Annotated in this window: 16 protein-coding genes and 1 pseudogene; 9 read left to right on the top strand and 8 right to left on the bottom strand. The window is 57.1% G+C overall.

Annotated elements, in window-relative coordinates; all coding sequences use genetic code 11:
• Positions 1-21 precede the first annotated feature (21 nt).
• From FFB58_RS04190 to pgaD, 5 genes are all read left to right on the top strand, one after another.
• The gene (locus tag FFB58_RS04190; protein ID WP_171029926.1) at positions 22-1,437 is read left to right on the top strand and encodes a surface lipoprotein assembly modifier; all 1,416 of its coding nucleotides are present in this window, start codon (positions 22-24) and stop codon (positions 1,435-1,437) included.
• A gap of 384 nt (positions 1,438-1,821) precedes the next feature.
• A complete protein-coding gene (gene pgaA, locus FFB58_RS04185; protein WP_286172486.1) occupies positions 1,822-4,224 on the top strand; it encodes a poly-beta-1,6 N-acetyl-D-glucosamine export porin PgaA in 2,403 nt (800 codons plus the stop codon).
• 9 nt (positions 4,225-4,233) lie between these two features.
• On the top strand, positions 4,234-6,249 hold the full coding sequence (gene pgaB / locus FFB58_RS04180; protein WP_138369108.1) for a poly-beta-1,6-N-acetyl-D-glucosamine N-deacetylase PgaB: 2,016 nt from the start codon (positions 4,234-4,236) through the stop codon (positions 6,247-6,249).
• Entirely contained in the window at positions 6,246-7,580 is a 1,335-nt protein-coding gene (pgaC, locus tag FFB58_RS04175; RefSeq protein ID WP_138369107.1) for a poly-beta-1,6-N-acetyl-D-glucosamine synthase, read from the top strand. Before pgaB ends, pgaC begins: the two co-directional genes overlap by 4 nt.
• Positions 7,577-8,014: a poly-beta-1,6-N-acetyl-D-glucosamine biosynthesis protein PgaD gene (gene pgaD / locus FFB58_RS04170; RefSeq protein ID WP_039028573.1), complete on the top strand. Its 438-nt coding sequence runs from the start codon at positions 7,577-7,579 to the stop codon at positions 8,012-8,014. The genes pgaC and pgaD overlap by 4 nt, the downstream gene beginning before the upstream one ends.
• 201 nt (positions 8,015-8,215) lie before the next feature.
• Here pgaD and FFB58_RS04165 read toward each other — a convergent pair whose 3' ends face one another.
• On the bottom strand, positions 8,216-9,010 hold the full coding sequence (locus FFB58_RS04165) for a helix-turn-helix transcriptional regulator (RefSeq protein WP_138369106.1): 795 nt from the start codon (positions 9,008-9,010) through the stop codon (positions 8,216-8,218).
• Positions 9,011-9,097: 87 nt separating this feature from the next.
• Here FFB58_RS04165 and FFB58_RS04160 point away from each other — a divergent pair, with 87 nt between their 5' ends.
• A complete protein-coding gene (locus tag FFB58_RS04160; RefSeq protein ID WP_138369105.1) occupies positions 9,098-10,288 on the top strand; it encodes an MFS transporter in 1,191 nt (396 codons plus the stop codon).
• Positions 10,289-10,365: 77 nt separating this feature from the next.
• Here the strand turns inward: FFB58_RS04160 and FFB58_RS04155 are convergent, their stop codons facing one another.
• Positions 10,366-11,298 carry a LysR family transcriptional regulator gene (locus tag FFB58_RS04155; RefSeq protein ID WP_138369104.1) on the bottom strand — a complete coding sequence of 311 codons (933 nt, stop codon included), beginning with the start codon at positions 11,296-11,298 and terminating at the stop codon, positions 10,366-10,368.
• Positions 11,299-11,426: 128 nt separating this feature from the next.
• Here FFB58_RS04155 and FFB58_RS04150 point away from each other — a divergent pair, with 128 nt between their 5' ends.
• The 3 genes and pseudogenes from FFB58_RS04150 to FFB58_RS04140 all read left to right on the top strand — a co-directional run bounded on the left by FFB58_RS04150 (position 11,427) and on the right by FFB58_RS04140 (position 14,223).
• Positions 11,427-12,824 (top strand): amidohydrolase family protein, encoded by a 1,398-nt coding sequence (locus FFB58_RS04150; protein ID WP_138369103.1) that lies wholly within the window; start codon positions 11,427-11,429, stop codon positions 12,822-12,824.
• Positions 12,825-12,838: 14 nt separating this feature from the next.
• Positions 12,839-13,306, top strand: a complete 468-nt coding sequence (locus FFB58_RS04145) for a DMT family transporter (protein WP_205735737.1) — start codon at positions 12,839-12,841, stop codon at positions 13,304-13,306.
• A 57-nt stretch (positions 13,307-13,363) separates the two neighbouring features.
• A pseudogene (locus FFB58_RS04140) lies at positions 13,364-14,223 on the top strand (SMP-30/gluconolactonase/LRE family protein).
• A gap of 185 nt (positions 14,224-14,408) precedes the next feature.
• Here FFB58_RS04140 and FFB58_RS04135 read toward each other — a convergent pair.
• The 6 genes from FFB58_RS04135 to otnK form a co-directional block, all read right to left on the bottom strand.
• Positions 14,409-15,770, bottom strand: a complete 1,362-nt coding sequence (locus FFB58_RS04135) for a TolC family protein (protein ID WP_138369101.1) — start codon at positions 15,768-15,770, stop codon at positions 14,409-14,411.
• Positions 15,770-18,880 (bottom strand): efflux RND transporter permease subunit, encoded by a 3,111-nt coding sequence (locus tag FFB58_RS04130; protein WP_138369100.1) that lies wholly within the window; start codon positions 18,878-18,880, stop codon positions 15,770-15,772. The genes FFB58_RS04135 and FFB58_RS04130 overlap by 1 nt, the downstream gene beginning before the upstream one ends.
• A complete protein-coding gene (locus FFB58_RS04125; protein ID WP_138369099.1) occupies positions 18,880-20,001 on the bottom strand; it encodes an efflux RND transporter periplasmic adaptor subunit in 1,122 nt (373 codons plus the stop codon). The genes FFB58_RS04130 and FFB58_RS04125 overlap by 1 nt, the downstream gene beginning before the upstream one ends.
• Before the next feature lie 147 nt (positions 20,002-20,148).
• Positions 20,149-20,718, bottom strand: coding sequence for a TetR/AcrR family transcriptional regulator (locus FFB58_RS04120; protein ID WP_039028579.1), 570 nt, complete (start codon positions 20,716-20,718; stop codon positions 20,149-20,151).
• A 592-nt stretch (positions 20,719-21,310) separates the two neighbouring features.
• Positions 21,311-21,949, bottom strand: coding sequence for an aldolase (locus FFB58_RS04115; RefSeq protein WP_138369098.1), 639 nt, complete (start codon positions 21,947-21,949; stop codon positions 21,311-21,313).
• On the bottom strand, positions 21,942-23,201 hold the full coding sequence (gene otnK, locus FFB58_RS04110; protein ID WP_138369097.1) for a 3-oxo-tetronate kinase: 1,260 nt from the start codon (positions 23,199-23,201) through the stop codon (positions 21,942-21,944). The genes FFB58_RS04115 and otnK overlap by 8 nt, the downstream gene beginning before the upstream one ends.
• Positions 23,202-23,271: the final 70 nt, after the last annotated feature.

Below are 23,271 nucleotides of genomic sequence, written 5' to 3'. Positions count from 1 at the left end.
CTTCAGATGGTAAGCCTTTCTATGACTATTTTGCGTACTGGCGCACTGAGTTTGCTGTGCCCGCTCAGCGTTGCCTTTGCTGCGCCGCCGGAAACCGACTCGATTCCTGCTGCTCCCCACTTTGAACGACTGACCACGCCGGACAAGCGCGCCGGGTCTGGCGATAACACGCTGCATGTGACCAATGCTCAACTGGCGGAACAGCCAGAGCTGGCGATGGCGCTGCTCGATCAGGCCATTCGCGAAGAAAAGTGGCCGATGGTACGTGCCATTTTACCTGTCTACGAGGCGTCACCCAATCCGGATTCAACCCTGATTCTTTTTGCAAAAGCTGGTCTGGCGCGCAGTCAGGGGCATTATGCAGAGGCGATTGAACACTATCGCGCTATTCTGAGTCAGCATCCTGACTATGCGGCGGTGCGTCTGGATTTAGCGCGTGCCATGTTTGAAAATCGGCAGTTTGACGCGGCTGATTATCAATTTCGCCGCGTATTACAAAGCAATCCGCCTGAGAATATTCAGCAGGTCATTGCCCAATATCTTGAGCGCATTCAGAAAGGCAGCGCATTAACGGGTTCATTCAGCCTGAGCTATCTGAATGACAGCAATGTGAATAATGCGTCCTCGGGTAAAACCATTCGGGTTGGCGATCGTCTTTTTATTCGTAATAAGGATAGTTTCCCTCAGCGTGGGGAAGGTTTCTGGTTCAATGGCGCATTACAAAAAGATGTACAACTCTACGATCAGCATGGCTTGCGATTTCTGGGTACGGTAAACGGAAAGAGTTACTGGAATAATCATGATTTTGATGATATTACCACCCGTGCTTATGCCGGATATCAATGGCGTAATTTCCGCCAGCAATTTGCCCTGTTGCCTTTTTATGAAAAAAGATGGTATGGCACCGAGGCGTATTCTTCTGGCCCTGGCGTGCGCGCCGAATACAGTTATTTACTGACGCCCACCTGGCAGGTGAGTCAGGCGCTGGAATATCAGAAGCTGGATTATGATGATCAAGATTATCGATTCCTGCGTGGGCAAAACCGTTACTCTTCCACAACCCTGTCCCATGCCTTCAGTAACCGGGTGTCAGGATTTGCTGGCTTCGATCTGCTCGATCAGCAGACCTTCACCCGCAGTGAATCTAACCATCGGGTAGGTTTGCGCAGCGGGGTGCAGGTTGATATGCCCTGGCAACTCTCTTTTGCCGCCACCACGGCCGTTGCCAGACGCGATTACCAGGCCGACAGCGATATATTCTCGACGCGCCGGAAAGATAATGAACAGATCTATAATCTCTCGCTCTGGCATCGCGACCTTTATTTTTTTGGGGTTATGCCGAAACTGAATTTCACCTGGAAGCGGGTCGATAGTAATATCGATTTCTATGATTATCGACAGAGGAATATCACGCTTTCGCTGGATAAGAATTTTTAACAGGCGTTGCCAGCACTTTTTACTGAGTAGGCAGGAAAGGCCTGATACGAAAGAATGAGATTAACATGAAAAGCACGCTCCGGCGTGTTTTTTTTATTTTATGGGTTGGTAAAAGATAATGGTGGCTGCTAACTTTTTGAGTGGCGCGCAGGGGTTGCTTGAAAAAACGGTAGCGCCTGGCTGAAAAATAATAAATAAGGAAAAAGCATGAGATTATAAATTCATATAGACTTTTTTGTTGCTTGTTTATTTATTGAGTTTCAGTCATCTTTTCGTCATGAATAAATGAAAGGCTCACGTTATAACAGAGATAAAGGGTTAACTATGTTCAGAGTTTCCTGCTCCTCGTGCGTTATTAAACTGCGTTCAGGACGATACTTATTAATGGTGAGCATGTTATTCCCGACATGGGCATACGCCCAAACGTCTGCCTACGATGAACTTATTATTCAGGCACGGGATGGCGACCGCCAGCCTTTATTGCAATACCTTGCCGTTCGGGAACAGCAGACACAGTTAACGGCGGGAGAGATTGCTGACTGGCTTCAGGTTTCCTCATGGGCCAATAATGACGTTGAAACGCTGGCGGTATGGGATCGTTATCGCCAGCGCATGGACATCCCTGCCCGGGGGCAGGTCGCTGCCGCCCGCGCGCTGCGTAACCAAAAGCAGTGGAATGCGTCGCTGGCCGTCTGGGAAACTGTTCTGCAAGACGAGCCCGGTAATAGCGACGCCCGCACCGGCTGGATAATGACGCTCGCAGATGCCCATCGCAACGAGCAGGCCATCACCGAAGCCCGGCGCTGGGCAGACGAGGAGCCGGGGCCAGAGAGAGAGGCACTGCTGGCGTACGTTTATCATGCTCAGGGGAAAAACTGGGATTCCGTCCTGGCGGCCAGCCAACTCGATACCGATTCAGACCAAAACAAAAACGTGGTGCCCACGCTGTTGGCTGCCATGTCGGCCAACCGTATTGCCGGCCCCGCGCTGACCCTTTCAGAGCGCTACCCGCAGCCGGATGCCATTAAACGTCAGCTTGAACTGGATGCGGCGGCGCAAACCGTCCGCGCGGCGTTCACGCCCACCCGCAATGAAGATGAGCGATTTCTGGTGGCAGATAAAGCACTGGCTCGCTATAACGCGCTGATTGACGAGTGGAAAGACAACCCCGAGGCGCAGGCTGATGTGCGACGTGCCAGAATTGACCGGCTGGGGGCGCTGGTTATCCGTAAACATATGGATGACGCGATCGCCGAATTTGAATCGCTCGAGGCGAACGGAAAGCCCGTTCCTGACTACGCCAGAAGATGGGTCGCTTCTGCATATCTTGCGCAGAAGCAGCCGGACAAAGCCGAGTCGCTGCTTGAAAGCATCTATTTTCCGCGTGGCTCAACCCTGGCATCACAGCCGCTGACCATGGACGATCAACAGGAACTGCTGTATGCCCGTCTCGATAACAACCATTTCGACGAAGCGAAGCAGCAGCTGGATACCTACAGTAAAGAGACCCCGTACCTGCAACGGATCTATGGTTCTCCCACACCGCAGCCCAATGACAACTGGCTGCTGGCCAGAACCTTACAAACCGAATATCTGGTCGCAACCAATGATTTGCCTGCAGCCGAGACGCATGCGGAGCGGCTGGCGCGTACAGGATCGGGTAACCAGGCGCTGCGTATTGCCTATGCCTCAGTGCTGCTGGCGAGAGGGTTACCGCGTGCCGCAGAGCGCGAACTTAAGCTTGCCGAAGTCATTGAACCCAGCAACCTGGCGCTGGAACGGCAACAGGCATGGACGGCTATGGAGCTGCAGGAGTGGCGGCAGGCCGACGAGCTGACTAAGGATGTGGTGAAGCGCAGCCCGGATGACGCCGCCACGTTGCAGCTTGAACGACTGATGGCGGTGCATAACAAAGCCGAACTGCGCATAGCCGGATCTCAGGGCATCTCCTCCGACAGTCCGGTCAGCGGCAAAAACGATTTCACCCTCAACACGGCGCTTTATAGCCCACCGATTAACCAAAACTGGCGACTGTTTACCGGCTACAACTTTGCCCGTGGCGATTTTGAGGAGGGGAAGGGAATAAGCCGGGATCTGCTGGCGGGCGCGGAGTGGACCTCAAGGGATATCTGGGCCGAAATGGAGATCTCCGGGCGCAATGATGGCAGCGATCAGAAAATCGGCGGACGCCTCTCCGGCTGGTACGATTTCAGCGACAACTGGCGGGCCGGGGCCTCGGCGGAGCGGTTATCCCGTAACACGCCGCTGCGTGCCCTGCGCAATGGGGTGAACTCCAACGGCGGCGATCTGTGGGTGCGCTGGTATCAGAACGAACGACGCGAATATCAGGTTTCGCTTTCCGGCGCGCACTTCACCGACGGCAACGATCGGCTGGAGTACGGCATCAGCGGTAAAGAACGCCTCTGGACGTCGCCACGTTTTACTCTGGATTTCATCCCTGGCATCGGCGGCAGTAATAACAGCAAAGAAGATGTGCCTTATTACAACCCCAAACGTGATTTTTCGGCGGTGGCAGGGCTGCGCGCCGAACAGGTGCTGTATCGCCATTACGACACGGTCTGGAAGCAGCAGTTTGAGGCGGGAGCGGGCGGTTACTGGCAAAAAGGGCACAGCCCTGGAGCCATCAACCAGTTAGGTTACGGGCAACGAATTCAATGGAATAACGTAGTGGATGCCGGGGTGAAACTGACCTGGGATAAGCGTCCTTACGACGGGAAGCGGGAGCGCAATATTGCCCTCGCATTTGATCTGAATGTCAGGTTTTAAGGGCGCTTCATGATGAAACGATGGCTTCTTGCCGCAGGGGTAATCGTCGGGTGGATGATGATGAGCATGTATGCACTGGCCGCGGCACCGCGTTATCTTCCTCCCGCCGAGCGCCCGGCGCTGTATGCGGACCAGCGCTGGCCCACAAACAGCTTTCTGGTGCTGGCCTGGCATGACGTGGAGGACGGTGCCGCCGATCAGCGCTATCTGTCCGTGCGCACCAGCGCCCTGAACGACCAGTTTGCCTGGCTGAATGATAACGGCTACCACCCGATTAGCGTGCAGCAGGTGCTGGATGCCCATGCCGGGAAAACGACATTGCCTGAAAAGGCGGTGATGCTGACCTTTGATGATGGATACAGTAGCTTCTCGACGCGCGTTCTGCCGCTGCTTCGGTTGTTCAAATGGCCTGCTCTTTGGGCGCCTGTCGGCAGTTGGGTGGATGCCCCGGAACATTCGCTGGTGGATTTTGGCGGACTAAAAACGCCGCGGGAAAAATTTGCCACCTGGAAGATGGTGCGGGAGGCCAGCGAGTCGGGGCTGGTGGAAGTGGGTGCGCACACCTGGGCATCCCATTACGGCCACCAGGCCAATCCGCAGGGCAGTCAGGAGCCCGCGGCCGCTAACCGTTTCTACGATAAAACCCGCGGGCAGTACGAAACGGATGCGCAGTTTGAACAGCGTATGGGGGCCGACCTGGCTCGCATTTCGAACAAAATCAGAGAGGTCACCGGGAAAGCACCGCGCGCCTGGGTCTGGCCCTACGGTGCGGCGAGCGGGACCACGCTGAAGCTCGCGCATCAGCAGGGCTACCAGATGGCGTTCAGCCTGAATCAGGGGCTGGCGAATGCCGCCAGTCTGGAAGACATTCCCCGGGTGCTGATTTCCAACAACCCTTCGCTGCGCAGTTTCGCCAGCCAGATAGCCCAGGTCAGGGAACCTGACACCATGCGGGTTATGCATATCGATCTCGACTATGTGTACGACAAAAACCCGGCTCAACAGCGTAGAAATATCGATGTGCTCATCCAGCGTGTTTTCGACATGAAGATAACCCACGTCTTTTTACAGGCCTATGCCGATCCGAAAGGGGATGGCAACGTCAATGCGCTCTATTTCCGCAATCGCTGGCTACCTATGCGGGCGGATCTGTTTAACTTCGTGTCCTGGCAGCTGCAGACCCGTGCCGGGGTGAAGGTTTACGCCTGGATGCCGGTGCTGGCGTTTGGGTTAGATCCCTCGGTGCCTCGCGTGGCGGCCTGGTCGCCAGATACCGGACGAAGTGCGCCAGATAACCGCCATTATTTGCGCTTATCTCCCTGGAGTGCGGTTGCCCGGCAGAGGATCAACGACATCTACGAGGACCTGGCGCGCCATGCTAACTTCAGCGGCATCCTGTTCCATGATGACGCTTTTTTGACCGACTTTGAGGATGCCTCTCCGGATGCGCTCAAAGCCTATCGTGCAGCAGGCTTCCCGGACAGCATTGCGCAGATCCGCGCCGACCCGCAGCTGCTGGCGCGCTGGACGCGCTTTAAAAGTCGCGCCCTGATTGATTTTACCCGACAGCTCACGCAAACCGTGCGTGCCGTGCGCGGGCCACAGGTCAAAACCGCCCGCAACATTTACGCCATGCCGGTACTGGATCCGCAGAGCGAAACCTGGTTTGCGCAGAATCTGAATGATTTTCTCGGCACCTACGACTGGACAGCCCCGATGGCGATGCCGCTGATGGAAAATGTCCCGGTCAAGGATGCCAATGCCTGGCTGGACAGACTCGTCAGGCAGGTCGCCCGTTACCCTGGCGCACTGGATAAAACGGTTTTTGAACTTCAGGCACGCGACTGGCGTAAGGGGGCAGGGCAGGACGATATTAGCGGTGAAATGCTTAAAGGGTGGATGCGGCAGCTCAAGATGAGCGGCGCCGGAAACTATGGCTACTACCCGGACGATTTCATTAACGATCAACCCCGGATGGCAGAGATCCGTTCTGCTTTTTCCTCTTACTGGTATCCGCAAAAATGACCGATCGCCTCATCGCCTTCATGATCCTTTGCCTGATGTTCAGTTTTCCGCTCGGCGTGGCGGTGATTTTTACCGGTGAAGTGATCCTTAATTTCGTCTTTTTCTGGCCGCTGTTTATGTCGGCCCTCTGGATGAGCGGTGGGCTTTACTTCTGGTTTTACCGCGAGCGCCACTGGCCATGGGGGCCGGGCACGCCGCCACCTGAACTCGCAGGCAATCCGCTGATTTCCATTCTTGTGCCGTGCTTTAACGAAGGGGTGAATGCCCGGGAGACTATCGAAGCGGCGCTGGCGCAACGTTATGAAAATATAGAAGTGATTGCTATTAATGACGGCTCTATAGACAACACCGCGGCCGTGCTGGACAAGCTGGCGAGTGAATATCCGCGGCTGCGGGTGATTCATCTGGCGGAAAATCAGGGCAAAGCGGTAGCCCTGCAGGCGGGTGCGGCGGCGGCGCGCAGTGATTTTCTGGTGTGCATTGATGGCGATGCGCTGCTGGATAAGGATGCGGCGGTATATATGGTCGCACCGCTGCTCAATTATCCTCGCGTGGGGGCCGTGACCGGCAATCCGCGTATCCGCACGCGTTCAACGCTGATTGGGCGAGTCCAGGTGGGGGAGTTTTCATCTATTATCGGCCTCATCAAGCGTACCCAGCGCGTCTATGGTCAGGTCTTTACCGTTTCCGGCGTCATTGCCGCGTTTCGCCGTCGCGCCCTGGCAGAAGTAGGGTACTGGAGCCCGGATATGATCACGGAAGATATTGATATCAGCTGGAAGTTACAGCTGCGCCACTGGTCCATTTTCTTTGAACCTCGTGCGTTGTGCTGGATTTTGATGCCCGAGACGCTGAAAGGGCTCTGGAAGCAGCGTCTGCGCTGGGCGCAGGGGGGCGCGGAGGTGTTTATTATCAATATGCGTCGCTTGTGGGGCTGGGAGTACCGGCGCATGTGGCCTCTGTTTATTGAGTTTTGTATGTCAACCGCATGGGCCTTTGCTTATGCCATCACCATCCTGTTGTTTCTCATCGGGCTGCTTATTCCGATGCCCGATTCTTTATATGTTCAGCACCTTTTCCCTCCGGCTTTTACCGGCCTGATGCTGGGCGTGGTCTGTCTGTTGCAGTTCGCGGTCAGTCTGTTTATTGAACGACGCTACGAGAAGGGTATTGCGGCGTCGCTGTTCTGGGTTATCTGGTTTCCGGTGGTGTACTGGATGTTGAGCCTGTTCACTACGCTTGTGGCTTTCCCGAAAGTCATGCTGCGCCGCAAACGCAGCAGAGCTCGTTGGGTGAGTCCCGATCGCGGTATTGGGAGATTAAAACCATGATGCAACCGTTAATTTTTACTGAACAACAGCGGCTTCCTCGCGTGCTGGATGCCCTGTTAACGATCATTGCCTGGCTGGGGTTTAGCTGGCTGATTTACAGTGGTCTGATAAACGCGATTGAACATGATCCTTTTATAGGGACGAGGCCGTTCTACACCACGCTCAATACGTTGAGTATCTACCTGCTGGTGGCCTGTCTTATTGGTATGGCGCTGATCGGCTGGGCAAAATACAACCAGATTCGCTTTCGTATTGAACGTCGTAAGCGACGGCCGGAACTTGAACGCGATGAAGTGGCGGCAAGTTTCAATATCACCCCCGAACTGGCGCTGGTGATGAGTCAGGCCCAGGTCTTTACCCTCGCCCATTATGATACGGGCGCCATTGACCGCGTGTGGATGGTGAAAACCTTCGCAGGCGTGCAGAGCGAGTAACAAAAAACCTGCCGGTAAGTCTGGATGTTTGCTGGCAGGTTTTTTGGGTTGCCTGCGGTGCGCGTAACGAACCGGCTGCAATGCCCAGGAAAATACCAACACTGGGCAAAACAAGTGCCTGGTATTGGAAATTTTCGGCAGCTATGAGCGAAAAGCGGACCCTGGCGTTCTTTATAAAAATCCGGTTTGTGTTGTTTTGCATTAGTTTAGAGACGAAAAATATCGCGTCGGTGATTTACCCAGTGCTTTTCTGAACATCGTAATAAACGCGCTGACCGAATCATATCCCAGCATTCCGGCGACGCGCTGCACGGACTGACCTTCTGCCAGATGGCTCAGGGCTATCATCAAATGCAGTTGCTGACGCCAGCGACCAAAGCTCATTCCTGTTGCCTCTTTTATCCGTCTGGCCAGAGATCGCTCGCTGATGGCCAGATGAGCAGCCCACTGCTTTAACGTTCGCCGGTCATCAGGCTCATTAAAAAGTGCCTCAGCCATTTTCCGGATTTTAGGATGATCCGATACGGGAAGATGGAGCGCTTTAACCGGCACATCCGGAATATGTTCCAGCAGCACTGCTGCGAGCCTGGCGGTTTTACTGTCAGGAGAATAAACCTGTCCCTGCTCTGCAAGATACAGAACAAGCTCGCGGACCAGAGGCGTAATCGCCAGGGTACAGCAGATTTCCGGCATCACCACCGCGCCGGGTTCGATAAACAGAAAGCAGGTATCTGCATTCTTCGTAATCCGGCAACTATGAGGGATTTCACCCGGAACCCAGACTGCATGTCCCGGTGGAACAAGCCACAGCGCATCCTCAACCTCACAGCTCACTGCACCGCGCAAAGAGAGAATAAGTTGTCCCTTGCGATGAGTGTGCGGACTCTGCCCGGCATACTCGCCTGACGATGAGACATGCAGGGCAATAGCAGCCTGACTGAAAGCATCGGCGTTAAACTCCTCCGGCGAGGTCACAGTTTTTTTATTGACTGGCATGATTTAGCTATATGTTGTCAGGTTATCTATATTCTGTAACTCATGCTTTCTTTAAAGTCTTTCTTTTTTCCAGAGAAAGCAAAATTTATGTCCCACACGACGAACAAGTGGTCTTCAGTCATACTTGTGACCGGCATCCTTTTTATCGCCATTAACCTGCGTGTTCCTTTTACCGCTATCGCACCCGTTTTAGAGTCTATTCGCCATGATTTTGGGCTAAGTATCACAGCCGTTGGGTTGCTTAACTCGCTACCTTTGCTGGCCTTTGCCGCCTTTTCTCCCCTGAGCGCATCCATCTCCCGCAGGTACGGCCTGGAACGCACCCTTTTTGCTGCCCTGGCCGTGATTTCTGCAGGCACCCTGCTTCGCTCCACAGGCAGCGTCTGGGCGCTTTATGGCGGAACCATATTAATAGGTATCGGGATTGCCCTGGGCAATGTCCTTCTGCCAGGTCTTATCAAACGTGACTTTTCCGGTAACGTGGCTTCCGTGACGGGGGCGTATTCTATCACTATGGGTGCCGCGGGTGCCATTGGTTCAGCCATTGTCATTCCTCTGACGCAGAACTGGGGATGGAACATCGCGTTAGCCATGCTGGTTATAGCACCGTTCCTTGCGCTGCTTTTATGGTTGCCGCAGTTAACGAACAAGCATCAGCTGCCAGCCGCGGGTGAGAAACAAGCGGCGTCCGTCGCGGTCTGGCGCTCGCCTCTGGCATGGCAGGTCACCCTGTTTATGGGCCTGAATGCGATGCCGTTTTATGTTGCGGTGGGCTGGCTTCCAGCCATTCTTACGCACAGTGGACTCTCCTCAGCTCAGGCTGGCGAGGTACACGGCATCCTTCAGCTGACCACCGCCATTCCCGGCCTGATTCTGGCGGCCACGCTGCGTCGTCTCAACGATCAGAAATTAGCTGCTGCTGGCGTCAGCCTGTTAACCGCAGTGTCCTTTATCGGCATCCTGTATCTGCCGGGTATGGCGATGCTGTGGGCCGCGCTTCTCGGCTTCGGCTCAGGTGCCAGCATGATGCTGGGTCTGACATTCATCGGGCTGCGTACTAAAAACGCGGGTGATGCTGCCGCCTTGTCAGGCATGGCGCAGAGTGTCGGTTATCTGATGGCGGCGATGGGTCCGCTGTTGCTGGGCAAAGTACAGGAGTTGTCCGGAGGCTGGACGGTGCCATTACTGATGACCGCAGCAATCGCAGTCGCAGGCGCCTGCACCGGAATGGCTGCCGGACGAAACGCTCACCTGGAACCTGCACTGCAGCCGGGCTGAATTCACAGACACAGCAGGGGAACGTTCGGTTCCTCTGCTGAGGGGGTTATTAATTGTCGTACTGAAGAGCCGTCCTCTTACCGGAGCCGTCTTTTACCGGAAAGACCTTTCTCACCTGCGCCTTCGTTGAAAAGTGCGGAGATCCAGTCAGCAAAAGCACGCACGGCGGGAGAGAGAAAACGCTGATGCGGATAGAGCATCGTTACCGGCACGGAGGGGGGCTGCCAGTCTGCCAGAACCTCGATCAGTTTGCCTTGCTGCAGATTCTCCGAAATCACATTCTCAGCGAGCTGCGCCAGCCCAAAACCTTCAAGACACAGTCTGATGTAGAGTCCCGTTTCGTTAACGGCTGCATCCCCCTCAACCGGAACAGAGAAGGCCTCAGTGCCTCGTGTAAAACGCAGTTCACTCGTGCGTCTTCCCGAACCGGAAAAGTAATGAATCGCCCGATGTTGTGACAACGCTTCAGGCGTCTCAGGGACACCGAACTTCCTGAGATAGTCCGGCGAGGCGCAGGTCACCCAGCGAAACCGGCCAAGCGGACGGGCAACCAGTGTGGAGTCCGTTAATTCACCGGTTCGTATGACGCAATCCACCCCTTCCTGCACAAGATCGACCTGTCGATCGCTCACACCAATCATCAGGTAAATATCCGGATAAAGCCGGTAAAAGTCTTTCAGGTGGGGCATGACGATGAAATGGGCGATCCCACCAGGCATATCAACCCGCAGCCGTCCCTGAGGGCGTCTGAGGGAATCAGTCAGGCTGGATTCACTATGCTCAATCAGCGACAGGATCTCCCGGCACTGCGCCAGATACTGCAGGCCTTCAGGAGTAAGGCTGACCCGTCTTGTCGTGCGGTTCAGCAGGCGCACCTGCAGGTATTTCTCCAGGTTTTTAATCGTGCTGGTAACGGTGGAAGAAGGCAGTGAAAGTGTTTCTGCCGCGCGAACAAAACTCCCGGCTTCAGCAACCCGCGTGAAAACTTGCATAGCCTGAATCCGATCCATCGTTCTGCTCCGGGTAAAAGTGAGTCTGATTATTCGCAAATTATGAATTATTAAAACACTTTACGCATCTTTTTCAGGCTAATGGTGTGGCGTATCGTTTCCCCATTGATCAGGAAAGAGGTAAGTTTATGGCCAGTTACATCAGAAATATTGTTAACAATCAAAATGTCATTTCACAGGCTACGTTGATTCGTGGCGCGACGATACTGAGCATGGACGAGAACATCGGTAACATTGAGCGTGGTGATATTCTCATCAACGGCTCAACGATTACCGCCGTGGGCCAGAACCTTGATGTGCCGGGGGCGCAAGTCATTAATGCCACCAATATGATTGCCATGCCGGGAATGGTCGATTCTCATCGTCATGCATGGGAAGGACAGCTGCGCCGCATTAATCCAAACGCCACCTGCCTGGACGACTACAGCAACGCCACACACTTCTCGTTCGCTAAATATTACCGTCCTGCCGATATCTATGTCGGCAACCTGCTGACGGCGCTGGGCGCTATTGATGCGGGCATCACCACGATGATTGATAACTCGCACAACAGCCGAACTGCAGCGCATGCCGATGCCGCCGTCGAGGCCCTGCTTGATACCGGTATTCGCGCCATTCATGCTTCCGGTGCACCGGTAGCCGGCGAATGGGATAAAGCGCACTGGCCCGGAAACTGGCAGCGTCTGCAGGAGAAGTATTTCACCGACAACCCTGAAAGCCTGGTCACTCTCGCCGTCATGGCCCAGCTGGAGCCAGAGTTGTGGGCCGAGGCCCGCAGGCTGGGGCTGTCGATTGTCACGGAGTTCTTTGGCGCTGAGATGGGGGCTGAACTTGAGTCGCTGCATCAGCAGGGGCTTCTGGGGCCGGACAATATTTTCAATCACTGCACGGCGCTGCCTGACCGGGGATGGGAAATTCTGCGGGAAGCGGGTGTGCGGGTAAACGTCTGCCCACGCTCAGATTCGCACTATGGCATCGAAAGCGGGATGTTCGCCATTGAGGCCGCACAGCGTCATGGCATCAAGCCTGGCCTGAGCGTGGACAATGAAACGTCGTACAGCACCGACATGTTTATGGAGATGCGCGTCGCCTTTTACCTGCAGCGGGTAATGGGCATGCATCAGCAGCAGTGCTGCGATGCTGAACAAACGCTGAAAACGCTTCCGGCGGCGCAACTCCTTAAAGCCGCGACTATTGATGGTGCGGCCTGTGCAGGGCTGCAGGAGAAAGTGGGAAGCCTGACGCCAGGCAAGCAGGCTGACCTGGTGCTGATTAACGCCAGTGATCTCAACCTGTACCCGTCCGGAAATGCCTTTGGCACGGTGGTACATGCCGCCGAGCGCAGCAATATCGATACCGTCATGATCGGCGGGCGCATCGTTAAACAGAACGGTAAGGTACTGGGCGTAGACAGCGCGCGACTGCGTGCGGCTATTGATGAGTCGCGTGAGCACCTGTTTGCCGCCTCTGGCTACCAGCCTGACATTTTTGCTGACGCCTTCCTGCCGCTGGAGCAGGCAGACTGACCGGGATGAAAAGCATGATTTATTACGTAATCGCGTTAGCCGCAGGTCTGGGGATCACCCTGCAGACAACCCTGAACAGCCAGCTGGCAAGGGGACTGGAAGGTGATCCGGTCACTGCGGCGCTGTTTTCCTTCACGGCGGGCGCGTTCAGTCTGGGGATTTACGCACTGCTCAGGGGCGGGCTAATGACATCGCTGGCGGCGATCCCGTCACAACCCCTCTGGAGTCTTGCGGGCGGCCTGATAGGCGCATGTGCCCTGTTCAGCTATGTCGTGCTGGCGCCGAAAATCGGATTTTCAGCTCTGCTCGGGCTGGCAATTGTCGGACAGTTACTTTCCTCGCAGATGATTGACCATTTTGGCTTGCTGGGCGCTGTGCAGCGCCCGGTTTCGTTAGTCAGGCTAGGGGGAATGGTTGTCATGCTACTCGGACTTGCTGTCATGCTTTTCGGCGATCGGCTCTCTGCACGTTTTCTGCAGTAACTGCGTTATCCACTTTTGCCATCGTGCAGTACGATCTTTTATATCCGGAGGATTAACATGTTTTCAATTGCAGCTGAGGTCAGGAATACGCTGGGAGAATGCCCGCTGTGGTGTGAAAGAACCCGCAGGCTCTACTGGACTGACATTGAAGCCAGTGAACTTCTCGCCATAGAAGAAGGTATTGATGCTGTGATGCGCTGGTCGCTGCCTGAACGTCTTGGCTCCTTTGCCCTGACTGAACAGGATCACATTCTGCTGATGGGATTCGCGACAAGGCTGGCTTTCTATGATCTCAACAGTGGATTAATTACCCCAGTGGCTGCTTCACCGGGAGACACCGGCACCCGTATAGGTGATGGACGGTGCGACCGTACCGGTAATTTTGTCTTCGGGACGATGGATGACGATTATCCCGTTAAAGTCATCGGTAAGTTTCATCGACTCAATGCGGCAACGCTGACTGTTGAGACGCTTGCATTGCCCGATGTCGCTATACCGAACAGCATCTGTTTCAGCCCCGATGGTGGCACGCTCTATTACTGTGACTCGATGCAGGATCGGATTATGTGCTGCGATTACCCCTCGCTGCAAAACCAGCGCGTGTTCACCAAAATCGAAGGCGGCGGCGCGCCTGATGGTTCCTGCATTGATGCGCAGGGCTATCTGTGGAACGCAGAATGGGGCGGCAGTCGGGTTGTCCGATACAGTCCGGGGGGAGAAATACACAGCATTCTTTCTGCGCCAGCCCTCCAGACAACCTGCCCGGTGCTTGGTGGTTCGTCACTCCACACACTTTCTTGTACCAGTGCCCGGGTAGGACTCGCAGAGCCAACCGCTTATGACGGTGCGCTTTTCAGCATTCGGTCACTTTTTTTGCCGGATTACCAGAAAGCCGTTTTGCAGCGCACAAAATATAACCTCTGGCATTTGATCAGATTCAGGCTTAGAGAAAGCATCCGTTCCTGGCACAAAGCCGACATTCCGCTCTTTAAGACTCTTTCTACCGTCAGTCACTCCAGTCTTCCCGAACCAGGCTCAAACTCACGCACATAGTTCGTCGCCAGCACGGCGCTGGCGACGATGGCATGCCCGGCAAATCCTGCTAAATACCGCCCCCGAGGGACTGCCACAGGGTAATGCGGTTTTCCAGGTCGGTCTGTTGTAGCGCGATCAGCGACGACTGGGCCGACCACAGCGAGCGCCGTGCGGTCAGTACCGTCAGGTAATCTCCCGCTCCCGCCTGATAGCTGCGGGTCGCCACATCCAGCGTTTTTTGTTCTGCCGCCACGTACTCACGCTGGGCATCAAGCTGCTCGCTCAGGGTTTCCCGGCGCGCCAGCGCGTCGGCCACGTCCTTAAACGCGCTCTGAATCGTTTTCTCATAGGTGGCGATCAGCCCCTTCTTCTCCGCTTCGGCGTAGCGCAGCTGCGCCATGTTGTTGCCGCCGCTGAACAGCGGCAGGGTGATGGACGGCGCGAACGACCAGACCTGCATCCCGTGGCTGAACAGGGAGGAGAGTGAATCGCTGCCGACCCCCGCGCTGGCGGTCAGCGAGATGGTCGGGAAGAAGTTAGCCCGGGCGGCACCGATGCTGGCGTTGGCGCTCAGCAGGTTATGCTCCGCCTCCTGAATATCCGGGCGACGCAGCAGCGTGCCGGAGCTGACCCCCGCCGGGATCAGCGTGATGGCGTTGTCGCTCAGGCTCTCCAGGGTGCCGGGCAGCAGGTTGTCCGGCACGGTGTCGCCCGCCAGCAGGTTGAGGGCGTTTTTGTCCTGCATCACCTGCGTTTGGTAGCTCGCCACGCTGGCGCGCGCCTGCTGGTACACCGCCATGGCGGAGCTGACGTCCGTGGCCGCCGCCACGCCCACCTCCTGCTGACGTTTGACGATTTTGAGCGAGTTCGCGGCGCTCTGCTGGGTGGATTTCGCCAGCGCCAGGTTGCTGTTATCCGCTGCCAGCGTCACCCAGGCAGTGGTCAGTTCGCTGACCATCGTCAGGCGGGTGTTCTGCGCGGTGAACTCGCTGGCAAGCCAGGTCTCCCGCGCGGCGCGGGACAGGCTCTGGTTACGGCCAAACAGGTCCAGCTCAAAGCTGGAGACCGTACCGTTGGCTTCATCGCTGGTGGTCACGCCGCCCGCCAGCGTGCGGCTGCGGGTATGGCTCAGCCCGGCATCCAGCGTCGGGAAGAGGGATGAACGCGTTTCGCCATACTGGGCGCGGGCGGCATCGATGTCGGCAATCGCTTTTTGCAGGTCGCGGTTGCTGTTGAGCGCCATCGTCACCACGCTTTTCAGGCGGGCATCGTTCATCACCTGCTGCCACTGGCTGACCACCACGGTGGCCTCGCCGTGGGTGCCGGGCAGGGTGGCCGGGACGGGGGCGGCCGGGCGCTGATAAGTGGGAGCTAACGACACACAGCCTGCGCTCAGCAGGGCCAGGGCTAAAACAGATACACGAAACATTATGACCTCCGGTTTGCGTGTTTACCGGAGAACAGACGTTTCACCAGTACAAAGAATAAAGGAACGAAGAAGATCGCCAGCAGCGTGGCGGCCAGCGTCCCGCCGATGATGCCGGTCCCGATCGCCACGCGGCTGTTGGCCCCGGCCCCGGTGGCAATCGCCAGCGGCGTCACGCCCGCGATAAACGCCAGCGAGGTCATGATGATGGGACGCAGACGTGTCTGGGCGGCACGCAGGGCGGCGCGGGTGAGGGAGTAGCCTTCGGCGACTTTGGCTTCGGCGAACTCCACAATCAGGATGGCGTTTTTCGACGACAGGCCGATGGTGGTCAGCAGCGCCACCTGAAAGTAGACGTCGTTGTTCAGGCCGCGCAGCGAGGCGGCAAGCGCCGCGCCCAGCACCCCAAGCGGGATCACCAGGATGACCGAAATCGGCACCGACCAGCTCTCATACAGCGCCGCCAGGCAGAGGAACACCACCAGGATGGAGAGGGCATACAGGCTCATCGCCTGGCCGCTGGCCAGTTTTTCCTGCAACGACAGGCCGCTCCACGCCCAGGTGGTGCCGGACGGCAGGTTGTTCGCCAGCTGCTCCATCTGGCTCATGGCGGTGCCGGAACTGGCGCCGCTGGCGTTTTCGCCCTGGATCTCATACGCCGCCGATCCGTTGTAACGCACCAGGCTCTCCGGGCCATACTCCCAGCGGGTGGTAGCGAAGGCGGAGAACGGGGTCATGCTGCTGTCGCTGCCGCGCACATACCATTTGTTGAGATCTGTCGGTACGGCACGGGCATCGCTGTCGCCCTGGATGTAGACCTTTTTCACGCGCCCGCGATCGATAAAGTCATTCACGTAGGTGCCGCCCCAGGCGCTGGAGAGGGTGCTGCTGACGTCGCTCAGGGAGAGCCCCAGCGACACGGCTTTGTTGTTGTCGATATCCACCTGCAGCTGTGGCATCTGCGGCAGATCGTTGGCGCGCACCGCCTGCAGGGTGCTCTGCTGGTTGGCCTGGCCAATCAGCTGGTTACGCATCTTCAGCAGGGTGTCGCGGTCGGTATTGCCGGTCGCCATCAGCTCAAAGGTAAAGCCGTTGCTCTGGCCCAGACCGTCAACCGCCGGGGGCGTCATGGCAAAGATGCTGGCATCCCGGATGGTGCTCAGCTCCCGGGTGGCACGCAGGGCAATCGCCTGGGCGGTGTTCTCGTCGCCCTGACGCTCGGACCAGTTTTTCAGGGAGACAAAGGCCATCCCGGCGTTCTGGCCGCTGCCGCTAAAGCTGAAACCCTCGACGGTGAAGATAACGTCGGTGTTGGCTTTCTCTTTGGTGAGGAACCACTCGCGCACCTGGCGGCTGACCTCGGCGGTCCGGACTGCCGTGGCACCCGCGGGCAGGGTGTACTGCACCATGATTTCACCCTGGTCTTCCGTGGGCAGGAAGCTGCCCGGCAGTTTCAGCATCGCCACGCCCATCGCGCCGCAGAGCAGGGCGTAGACCACCAGCATGCCGCCGGAACGACGCAGGCCGCGCAGGACCTTGTTCTGATAGCCGTGTTCGGTCCTGCCGTAGAAGCGGTTAAACGCGCCGAAGAAGCCTTTTCTGTGCGGTGTGGTGTGGCTCAGGATCGCGCCGCAAAGCGCGGGGGTCAGGGTCAGCGCTACCACCACGGAGAGGATCATCGCCGAGATAATGGTGACCGAAAACTGACGGTAGATCACGCCGGTCGAACCGCCGAAGAAGGCCATCGGCAGGAAGACCGCCGAGAGCACCAGCGCAATGGCGACCAGCGCGCCGGAGATTTCGCCCATCGATTTTTCGGTCGCTTCCCGGGCGGGCAGCCCTTCGTCACGCATGATTCGCTCGACGTTTTCCACCACCACGATGGCGTCATCCACCAGCAGGCCTATCGCCAGCACCATCGCAAACAGCGTCAGGGTGTTGATGGAGTAGCCAAACAGCGCCAGCACGCCAAAGGTGCCCAGCAGAACGACCGGGACGGCCAGGGCCGGGATCAGCGTCGCGCGGATGTTCTGCAGGAACAGGTACATCACCACCACCACCAGGATAATGGCTTCGAACAGGGTCTGGATCACGTCCTCAACTGAGATCTTGATGAACTCGGTGCTGTCTTTCGGGTAGGCCACGTCGTAGCCTTCCGGCATCGACTTTTTGAATTCGGCGATTTTGTCTTTCACCGCCGTGGCGGTATTAAGCGCGTTCGCGCCCGGAGAAAGCATTACGGCCATCCCCGCTGCCGGGTGGCCGTTCAGCTTCGCGGTGGCGGTGTAGTCTTCGCTGCCCATCTCCACGCGCGCCACGTCGCCGATGCGCACGACCGCGCCGCTGGCCTGGCTTTTGACGATGATGTTTTTAAACTGTTCCACCGTCTGCAGGCGCGACTGGGCGCGCACCGTGGCGGTCAGCTGCTGCGCGTTCGACGAAGGCAGTGCGCCGATCTTCCCGGCAGAGACCTGCACGTTTTGCGCTTCAATTGCGCTCTGCACGTCGGAGGGCATCAGGGCGTAAGAGGCCAGCTTCGCCGGGTCGAGCCAGATGCGCATGGCGTATTCCGCGCCGAACACCTGCAGGCTGCCGACGCCTTCCACGCGTGCCAGCGGATCCTGCATGTTGCTCACCAGCCAGTCGGCGATATCCGAGCTGCTGGCGGTATCGGTTTTGTCGTACACCCCCATGATCAGCAGGAAGTTGCTCTGGGATTTTTCAACGGTAATGCCGGACTGCTGCACCTCGGTCGGCAGGCGCGATTCCGCCTGCTGAACCTTGTTCTGCACCTGCTCCTGGGCGGTGTCCGGGTCGGTTCCCTGTTCGAAGGTGACGTTAATGCTCACCGAGCCGTCCGAGCTGCTGGTGGAGCTGAAGTAGAGCAGGTTATCCAGCCCGGTCAGCTGCTGCTCAATCACCTGGGTGACGCTGTTCTCCAGGGTTTGCGCAGAGGCACCGGTATAGGTGGCGGAGATTTTGATCGACGGCGGGGCAACGTCCGGGTACTGCGCCACCGGCAGGGTGCGGATCGCCAGCATCCCGGCGAGCATGATCAGAATGGCGATCACCCAGGCAAAGACCGGACGACGCACGAAGAAACGGGAAAACATCAGGCGTCTCCTCCGGTGGTTTTCATCTCTTCGGCTTTCACTTCCTGCCCGGCGGTCACTTTGTCGGTACCTTCCACAATCAGCCTGTCACCCGCCTTCAGGCCGTTCAGCACCAGCCATTTGTCGCCGTAGGTGTCGCCCGTTTGCAGCTGGCGCTGCTCCACTTTGTTGCTGGCATTGACCACCAGCGCGGTGGCGGTGCCTTTGGCGTCGCGGGTAACGCCCTGCTGCGGGGCGAGGATCGCATCATTCATAATGCCTTCGTCCACGCGGGCGCGGACAAACATTCCCGGCAGAAGTTGATGCTGCGGGTTCGGGAAGACGGCACGCAGGGTGACCGAGCCGGTGGATTCATCCACCGCCACTTCGGTCAGCGCCAGGCGGCCTTTTTCGCTGTAGGTGCTGCCGTCCTCCAGGGTTAACGTCACGCTCAGCGTATTGCTGTTGCTGGCAAGGGTTAGCCTGCGCAGGCGCAGCAGATCGGCGCTGGATCGCGTGAGATCGACGTACATGCTGTCCAGGCCGCGTACGGTCGCGAGGGCGGTATCCTGCTGGGCGGTGACCAGCGCGCCGGGCGTCACGGAGGAGATGCCGATGCGCCCGGCAATGGGTGCGGTGACGGTGGTCCAGTTGAGGTTAATGCGCGCGCTCTCCTGGGCCGCTCGCTTCGACGCCACGCTGGCCTTGTCCTGCGCGCAGGTGGATTTTGCGTCTTCCGCGTCCTGGCGCGACACGCCGTCGTCTTTCACCAGTTGGGCATAGCGTTGGGCTTTCTGGCAGTCGGCCTGCACCAGCGCCTGCGCCTGTTTCAGCGCGGCCGCGGCTTCATCAAATGCGGCGCGGTAGCTGGAGGGATCAATCTGATACAGCGCCTGTCCGGCTTTGACGGTATCGCCTTCGGTGAAGAGCCGTTTCTGAATAATCCCGCCCACCTGGGGGCGCACTTCGGCGCTCATGGCGGCGGTGGTCCGGCCGGTCAGTTCACTGACGACGGGAACCGGCTGGCTCATCAGGGTGACAATCCCCACTTCCGGCAGGGGAGGTGGGGGAGCAGATGTTTGTGCATCATCGCACCCGGTCAGGAGGAGTAATGCCGCGATGGGGGTTATTATGGTTTTCATAATCTTTTTCCAGGGTGAACGAAGCCAGCCCTGTTAATGGCTTAACAGGGTGGAGGACTGATTAAAGGCACAGCGATGCCGCATCTCCGGCAGTGCCGGAAATGAAAATAAGGAAATAATCGGGTACGGCTGATTATTTACATGCGATTACTTAGCAGAGAAAAGCATATTTAAAATATCCTGATAAATGGGCTCTAATTGTTCTGACGGCACTTTTAACGGAGTTAATCGACGGTAAATTGTCCCCTCGATCATCACCGCGGTAATTTCCACGCAGCAGCGAATATGGTCATCGCTCAGGTGGGGGAACTGCTTTTTCAGGTGCTCGCAGGCGTTGGCAAACATCCGCGCTTCGGCTTCTTTCAGCATGGCGGCAACCTGCGGGTTGCGCGTGGCCTCGGCGGACATCTCGAGCATGAGCGCATCGTCATCTTCATTGAGGGTTTGTCGCCAGGCCAGCATCTGCGGCATGCCTTCAACCAGCGTTTTGCCCTGCATCTCTTCGATGCGCGAGTCGATGATACGCCGGATCATCTCTTCGATAATGGCGTCTTTGTTGCTGAAGTAACGGTAGATTTGCCCGACGCTCAGCTGCGCTTCACCGGCGATCTGCGACATGCTGGCGGCGTGAAACCCGCTGGAGCGAAAGCAGCGGCGGGCAGCCGTAATAATCTCGTCCTGCCGCTGTTTCTGGCGTTGTTCCAGTTTCGTGCTCATCAGGGCAACCCTGTAAAAGTGAGAATGATCGTTCTCATTATGCATTTCAGGAGCGAATTGGAAAGGCTTTTTTTATTTACATAACGAATTAATATTTCCGGATTTTAATAATGGAGGGAATATGGAGTTTTTATGGAAAAGAGGCGGGGCGGTATTAAGAATATGATGAAAAAAAGGAGGCAAAAAAAGGCAGAGAGTTATCCGCCCTTTTTTTGCCGTGTTATAGTGGAGTAATCCCGGGTACCAGCGCGGCGAGAAGGGCGCAAACGCTCATGACCCAGACTTTGCGACCTACATGGATGTAGGATCGCCCCCGACCCGAAAGCCTGCGGGAATAAGCTGAGTGTACCGCGAAGCGGCGATTTTCCTGGCCGGGAGCCGGGATTGCTAAGGGGGCGGCGGCGAGCCCACTTAGCACGTTCACGGGTGACGCGGCTGACAGAGAAGCACAAATCATACAGTGAACGGAACCACCTCCAGAGTCGCATGTTCCCCCTCACCCCAGCCCTCTCCCCAAAGAGGAGAGGGAGCCGACCGTGCCGCTATTTATTGTGGGGATCCCCTGCGCGAGGAATAACGCAGGGAAATTTTATTATTTCATATTAAAAGTGGCGTTAAGCTCGTCGACGTTTTCCTGAGTCAGGGTATTCATACCAAAGGGTTTCAGCATGAAATAGAGTTTCGCCGTCTCCTCCAGCTCTTCGGCGTTGAATACCGCCTCGCGAAGTGTCTTGCCGGAAATAATTGGGCCGTGACTGGCGAGCAGAATGGCGTTATGTTCCGCCGCCAGTTTTTCGACATGCTCGGCGATCAGCGGTGAACCCGGGCGAATGTAGGGTACGATGGGCAGTTTGCCGACACGCATCACGTAATAGGGGGTGATCGGCGGCAGGGCGTTTTCAGGATCAATGCCCGGCAGGCACGACAGGGCGGTGAGCCACGGCGAATGCAGATGAACAATGCCGCCGCACTGCGGGCGCTGACGATACATCGCCAGGTGCATCAGTACCTCTTTCGAGGCCTTCTGACCCGAAATCTGTTCCCCCTCCATGGTGACTTTACTCAGCTCGTCCGCAACAAGATCGCCAAAGCTGGAGTTGGTGGGGGTCGCCAGAATCGTGCCGTCCGGGAGTTTCAGGCTGATATTGCCCGCGCCGCCGCTGCTGTAGCCGCGCTCAAACATGGAACGGGCATAGCGCACTATCTCTTCTCTTAACTGTTGTTCACTCATCATAATGTTCCTGTGCTTTCTGAAAGAAATCCTGGCTGCCAAAGTTGCCGGATTTGAGGATCACCCACTGCGGTTTGTTGAGGACCTGAGTCCAGGGCACCCCGGGTGCCACAGCCTCGCCAATGATCATCCCCTCAATGTTCAGACCCTGAGTCACCGCGCCGGAGGTCTCGCCCCCCGCGACGATAAACTTGTTAAAGCCAGCCCGGGCAAGCGTCCGGGCCAGCGATGCGAAGAAGGTTTCGATCCTGTCGCTGACGAACGCCGCGCCGTAGTGTTTCTGGATAAGCTCGATGATTTGCGGCGGCTGGGTGGCGTAGACCATCGGGGCCAGCGGTTCACCGCCACGGGCGATGACCCATTGCGAGACGCTTTCCAGATACGCCGGGTCGTGAATGATCTTTTCCACATCCAGCGCCAGGGACGAGGCGCGTTGCTGGTAGAAATCCACCTGCTGATTGGTCATCGCTGAACAGCTGCCGGAGAGCACCACCCCCGCGCCACTGGCCTTGACCTGCATCGTCTGTTTTGCGGTTCCGGCACGCTGTTTATCGAGGGTGGCGATGGCGTAACCCAGCCCGGCCGCGCCCGTCACCAGCGGGAAGTGCGACGTGGCGCTGGCGACGGTCAGCAGATCCTGGTTATCGAGCACGTCGAAAATGAAGTAGCGGGCCCGGTTCGCCCGCTGTTTTTCCATCTCCGCTGCCAGTGCGGCGGGATGGTTTTTAACCGTATCGAGATTGATCAGCCCGCACAGCCCGACAGACTGCGATTCCATCAGCTTCTTCAGGGAGGCGTGCTTCATCGGCGTGACGGGATGGTGCTCCATGCCGCTCTCATTCAGCAGCTCACCCTTCACGAACAGGTGGCCGTGCACGATGGTGCGACCGTTATCCGGTACCGCAGGGCAGATCAGGGTAGCTGGAGTATCCAGAAACTTCATCAGCGCATCGGTCACCGGGCCGATATTGCCCTGGGCGGTGGAGTCAAAGGTCGAGCAATATTTGAAGAGCTGGCGCTGGCACCCCTGCGCCTTCAGCCACGCCGAGGCCGCTAAGGACAACTCCACCGCGTCGTTGACCGGAATCGAACGGCTCTTCAGGGCAATGACAATGGCGTCGGTGTCCTGCGCGTCGAAGCCATCGGTGGGCACGCCATTAAAGAGCACCACTTTCCAGCCTGCGTTGACCATAAAACTGGCAATGTCGGTTGCCCCGGTAAAGTCGTCGGCGATGACGCCTAACTTAGTCATGTTCATTCCTCACAAACCCGTTGATGTCGTTATATTGCTTTTATGTATATATAAATGCAAATGTGGTGAT

Source organism: Enterobacter sp. MF024 (genome assembly GCF_005843915.1).
In the GTDB taxonomy this organism is placed as follows: domain Bacteria; phylum Pseudomonadota; class Gammaproteobacteria; order Enterobacterales; family Enterobacteriaceae; genus Enterobacter; species Enterobacter barmai.
Note: the sequence above shows the minus strand (reverse complement) of the source record. Positions and strands in the feature narration are given on the sequence as shown.

What these genes read in the sequence shown, in the direction of transcription:
- FFB58_RS04160 (WP_138369105.1), top strand. Translation starts at nt 9,098, where the DNA reads ATGTCCCACACGACGAACAAGTGGTCTTCAGTCATACTTGTGACCGGC.
- FFB58_RS04190 (WP_171029926.1), top strand. Translation starts at nt 22, where the DNA reads ATGACTATTTTGCGTACTGGCGCACTGAGTTTGCTGTGCCCGCTCAGC.
- FFB58_RS04150 (WP_138369103.1), top strand. Translation starts at nt 11,427, where the DNA reads ATGGCCAGTTACATCAGAAATATTGTTAACAATCAAAATGTCATTTCA.
- FFB58_RS04145 (WP_205735737.1), top strand. Translation starts at nt 12,839, where the DNA reads ATGATTTATTACGTAATCGCGTTAGCCGCAGGTCTGGGGATCACCCTG.
- FFB58_RS04120 (WP_039028579.1), bottom strand. Translation starts at nt 20,718, where the DNA reads ATGAGCACGAAACTGGAACAACGCCAGAAACAGCGGCAGGACGAGATT.
- otnK (WP_138369097.1), bottom strand. Translation starts at nt 23,201, where the DNA reads ATGACTAAGTTAGGCGTCATCGCCGACGACTTTACCGGGGCAACCGAC.
- FFB58_RS04155 (WP_138369104.1), bottom strand. Translation starts at nt 11,298, where the DNA reads ATGGATCGGATTCAGGCTATGCAAGTTTTCACGCGGGTTGCTGAAGCC.
- FFB58_RS04125 (WP_138369099.1), bottom strand. Translation starts at nt 20,001, where the DNA reads ATGAAAACCATAATAACCCCCATCGCGGCATTACTCCTCCTGACCGGG.
- pgaB (WP_138369108.1), top strand. Translation starts at nt 4,234, where the DNA reads ATGATGAAACGATGGCTTCTTGCCGCAGGGGTAATCGTCGGGTGGATG.
- pgaD (WP_039028573.1), top strand. Translation starts at nt 7,577, where the DNA reads ATGATGCAACCGTTAATTTTTACTGAACAACAGCGGCTTCCTCGCGTG.
- FFB58_RS04135 (WP_138369101.1), bottom strand. Translation starts at nt 15,770, where the DNA reads ATGTTTCGTGTATCTGTTTTAGCCCTGGCCCTGCTGAGCGCAGGCTGT.
- FFB58_RS04115 (WP_138369098.1), bottom strand. Translation starts at nt 21,949, where the DNA reads ATGAGTGAACAACAGTTAAGAGAAGAGATAGTGCGCTATGCCCGTTCC.
- pgaC (WP_138369107.1), top strand. Translation starts at nt 6,246, where the DNA reads ATGACCGATCGCCTCATCGCCTTCATGATCCTTTGCCTGATGTTCAGT.
- FFB58_RS04130 (WP_138369100.1), bottom strand. Translation starts at nt 18,880, where the DNA reads ATGTTTTCCCGTTTCTTCGTGCGTCGTCCGGTCTTTGCCTGGGTGATC.
- pgaA (WP_286172486.1), top strand. Translation starts at nt 1,822, where the DNA reads ATGGTGAGCATGTTATTCCCGACATGGGCATACGCCCAAACGTCTGCC.
- FFB58_RS04165 (WP_138369106.1), bottom strand. Translation starts at nt 9,010, where the DNA reads ATGCCAGTCAATAAAAAAACTGTGACCTCGCCGGAGGAGTTTAACGCC.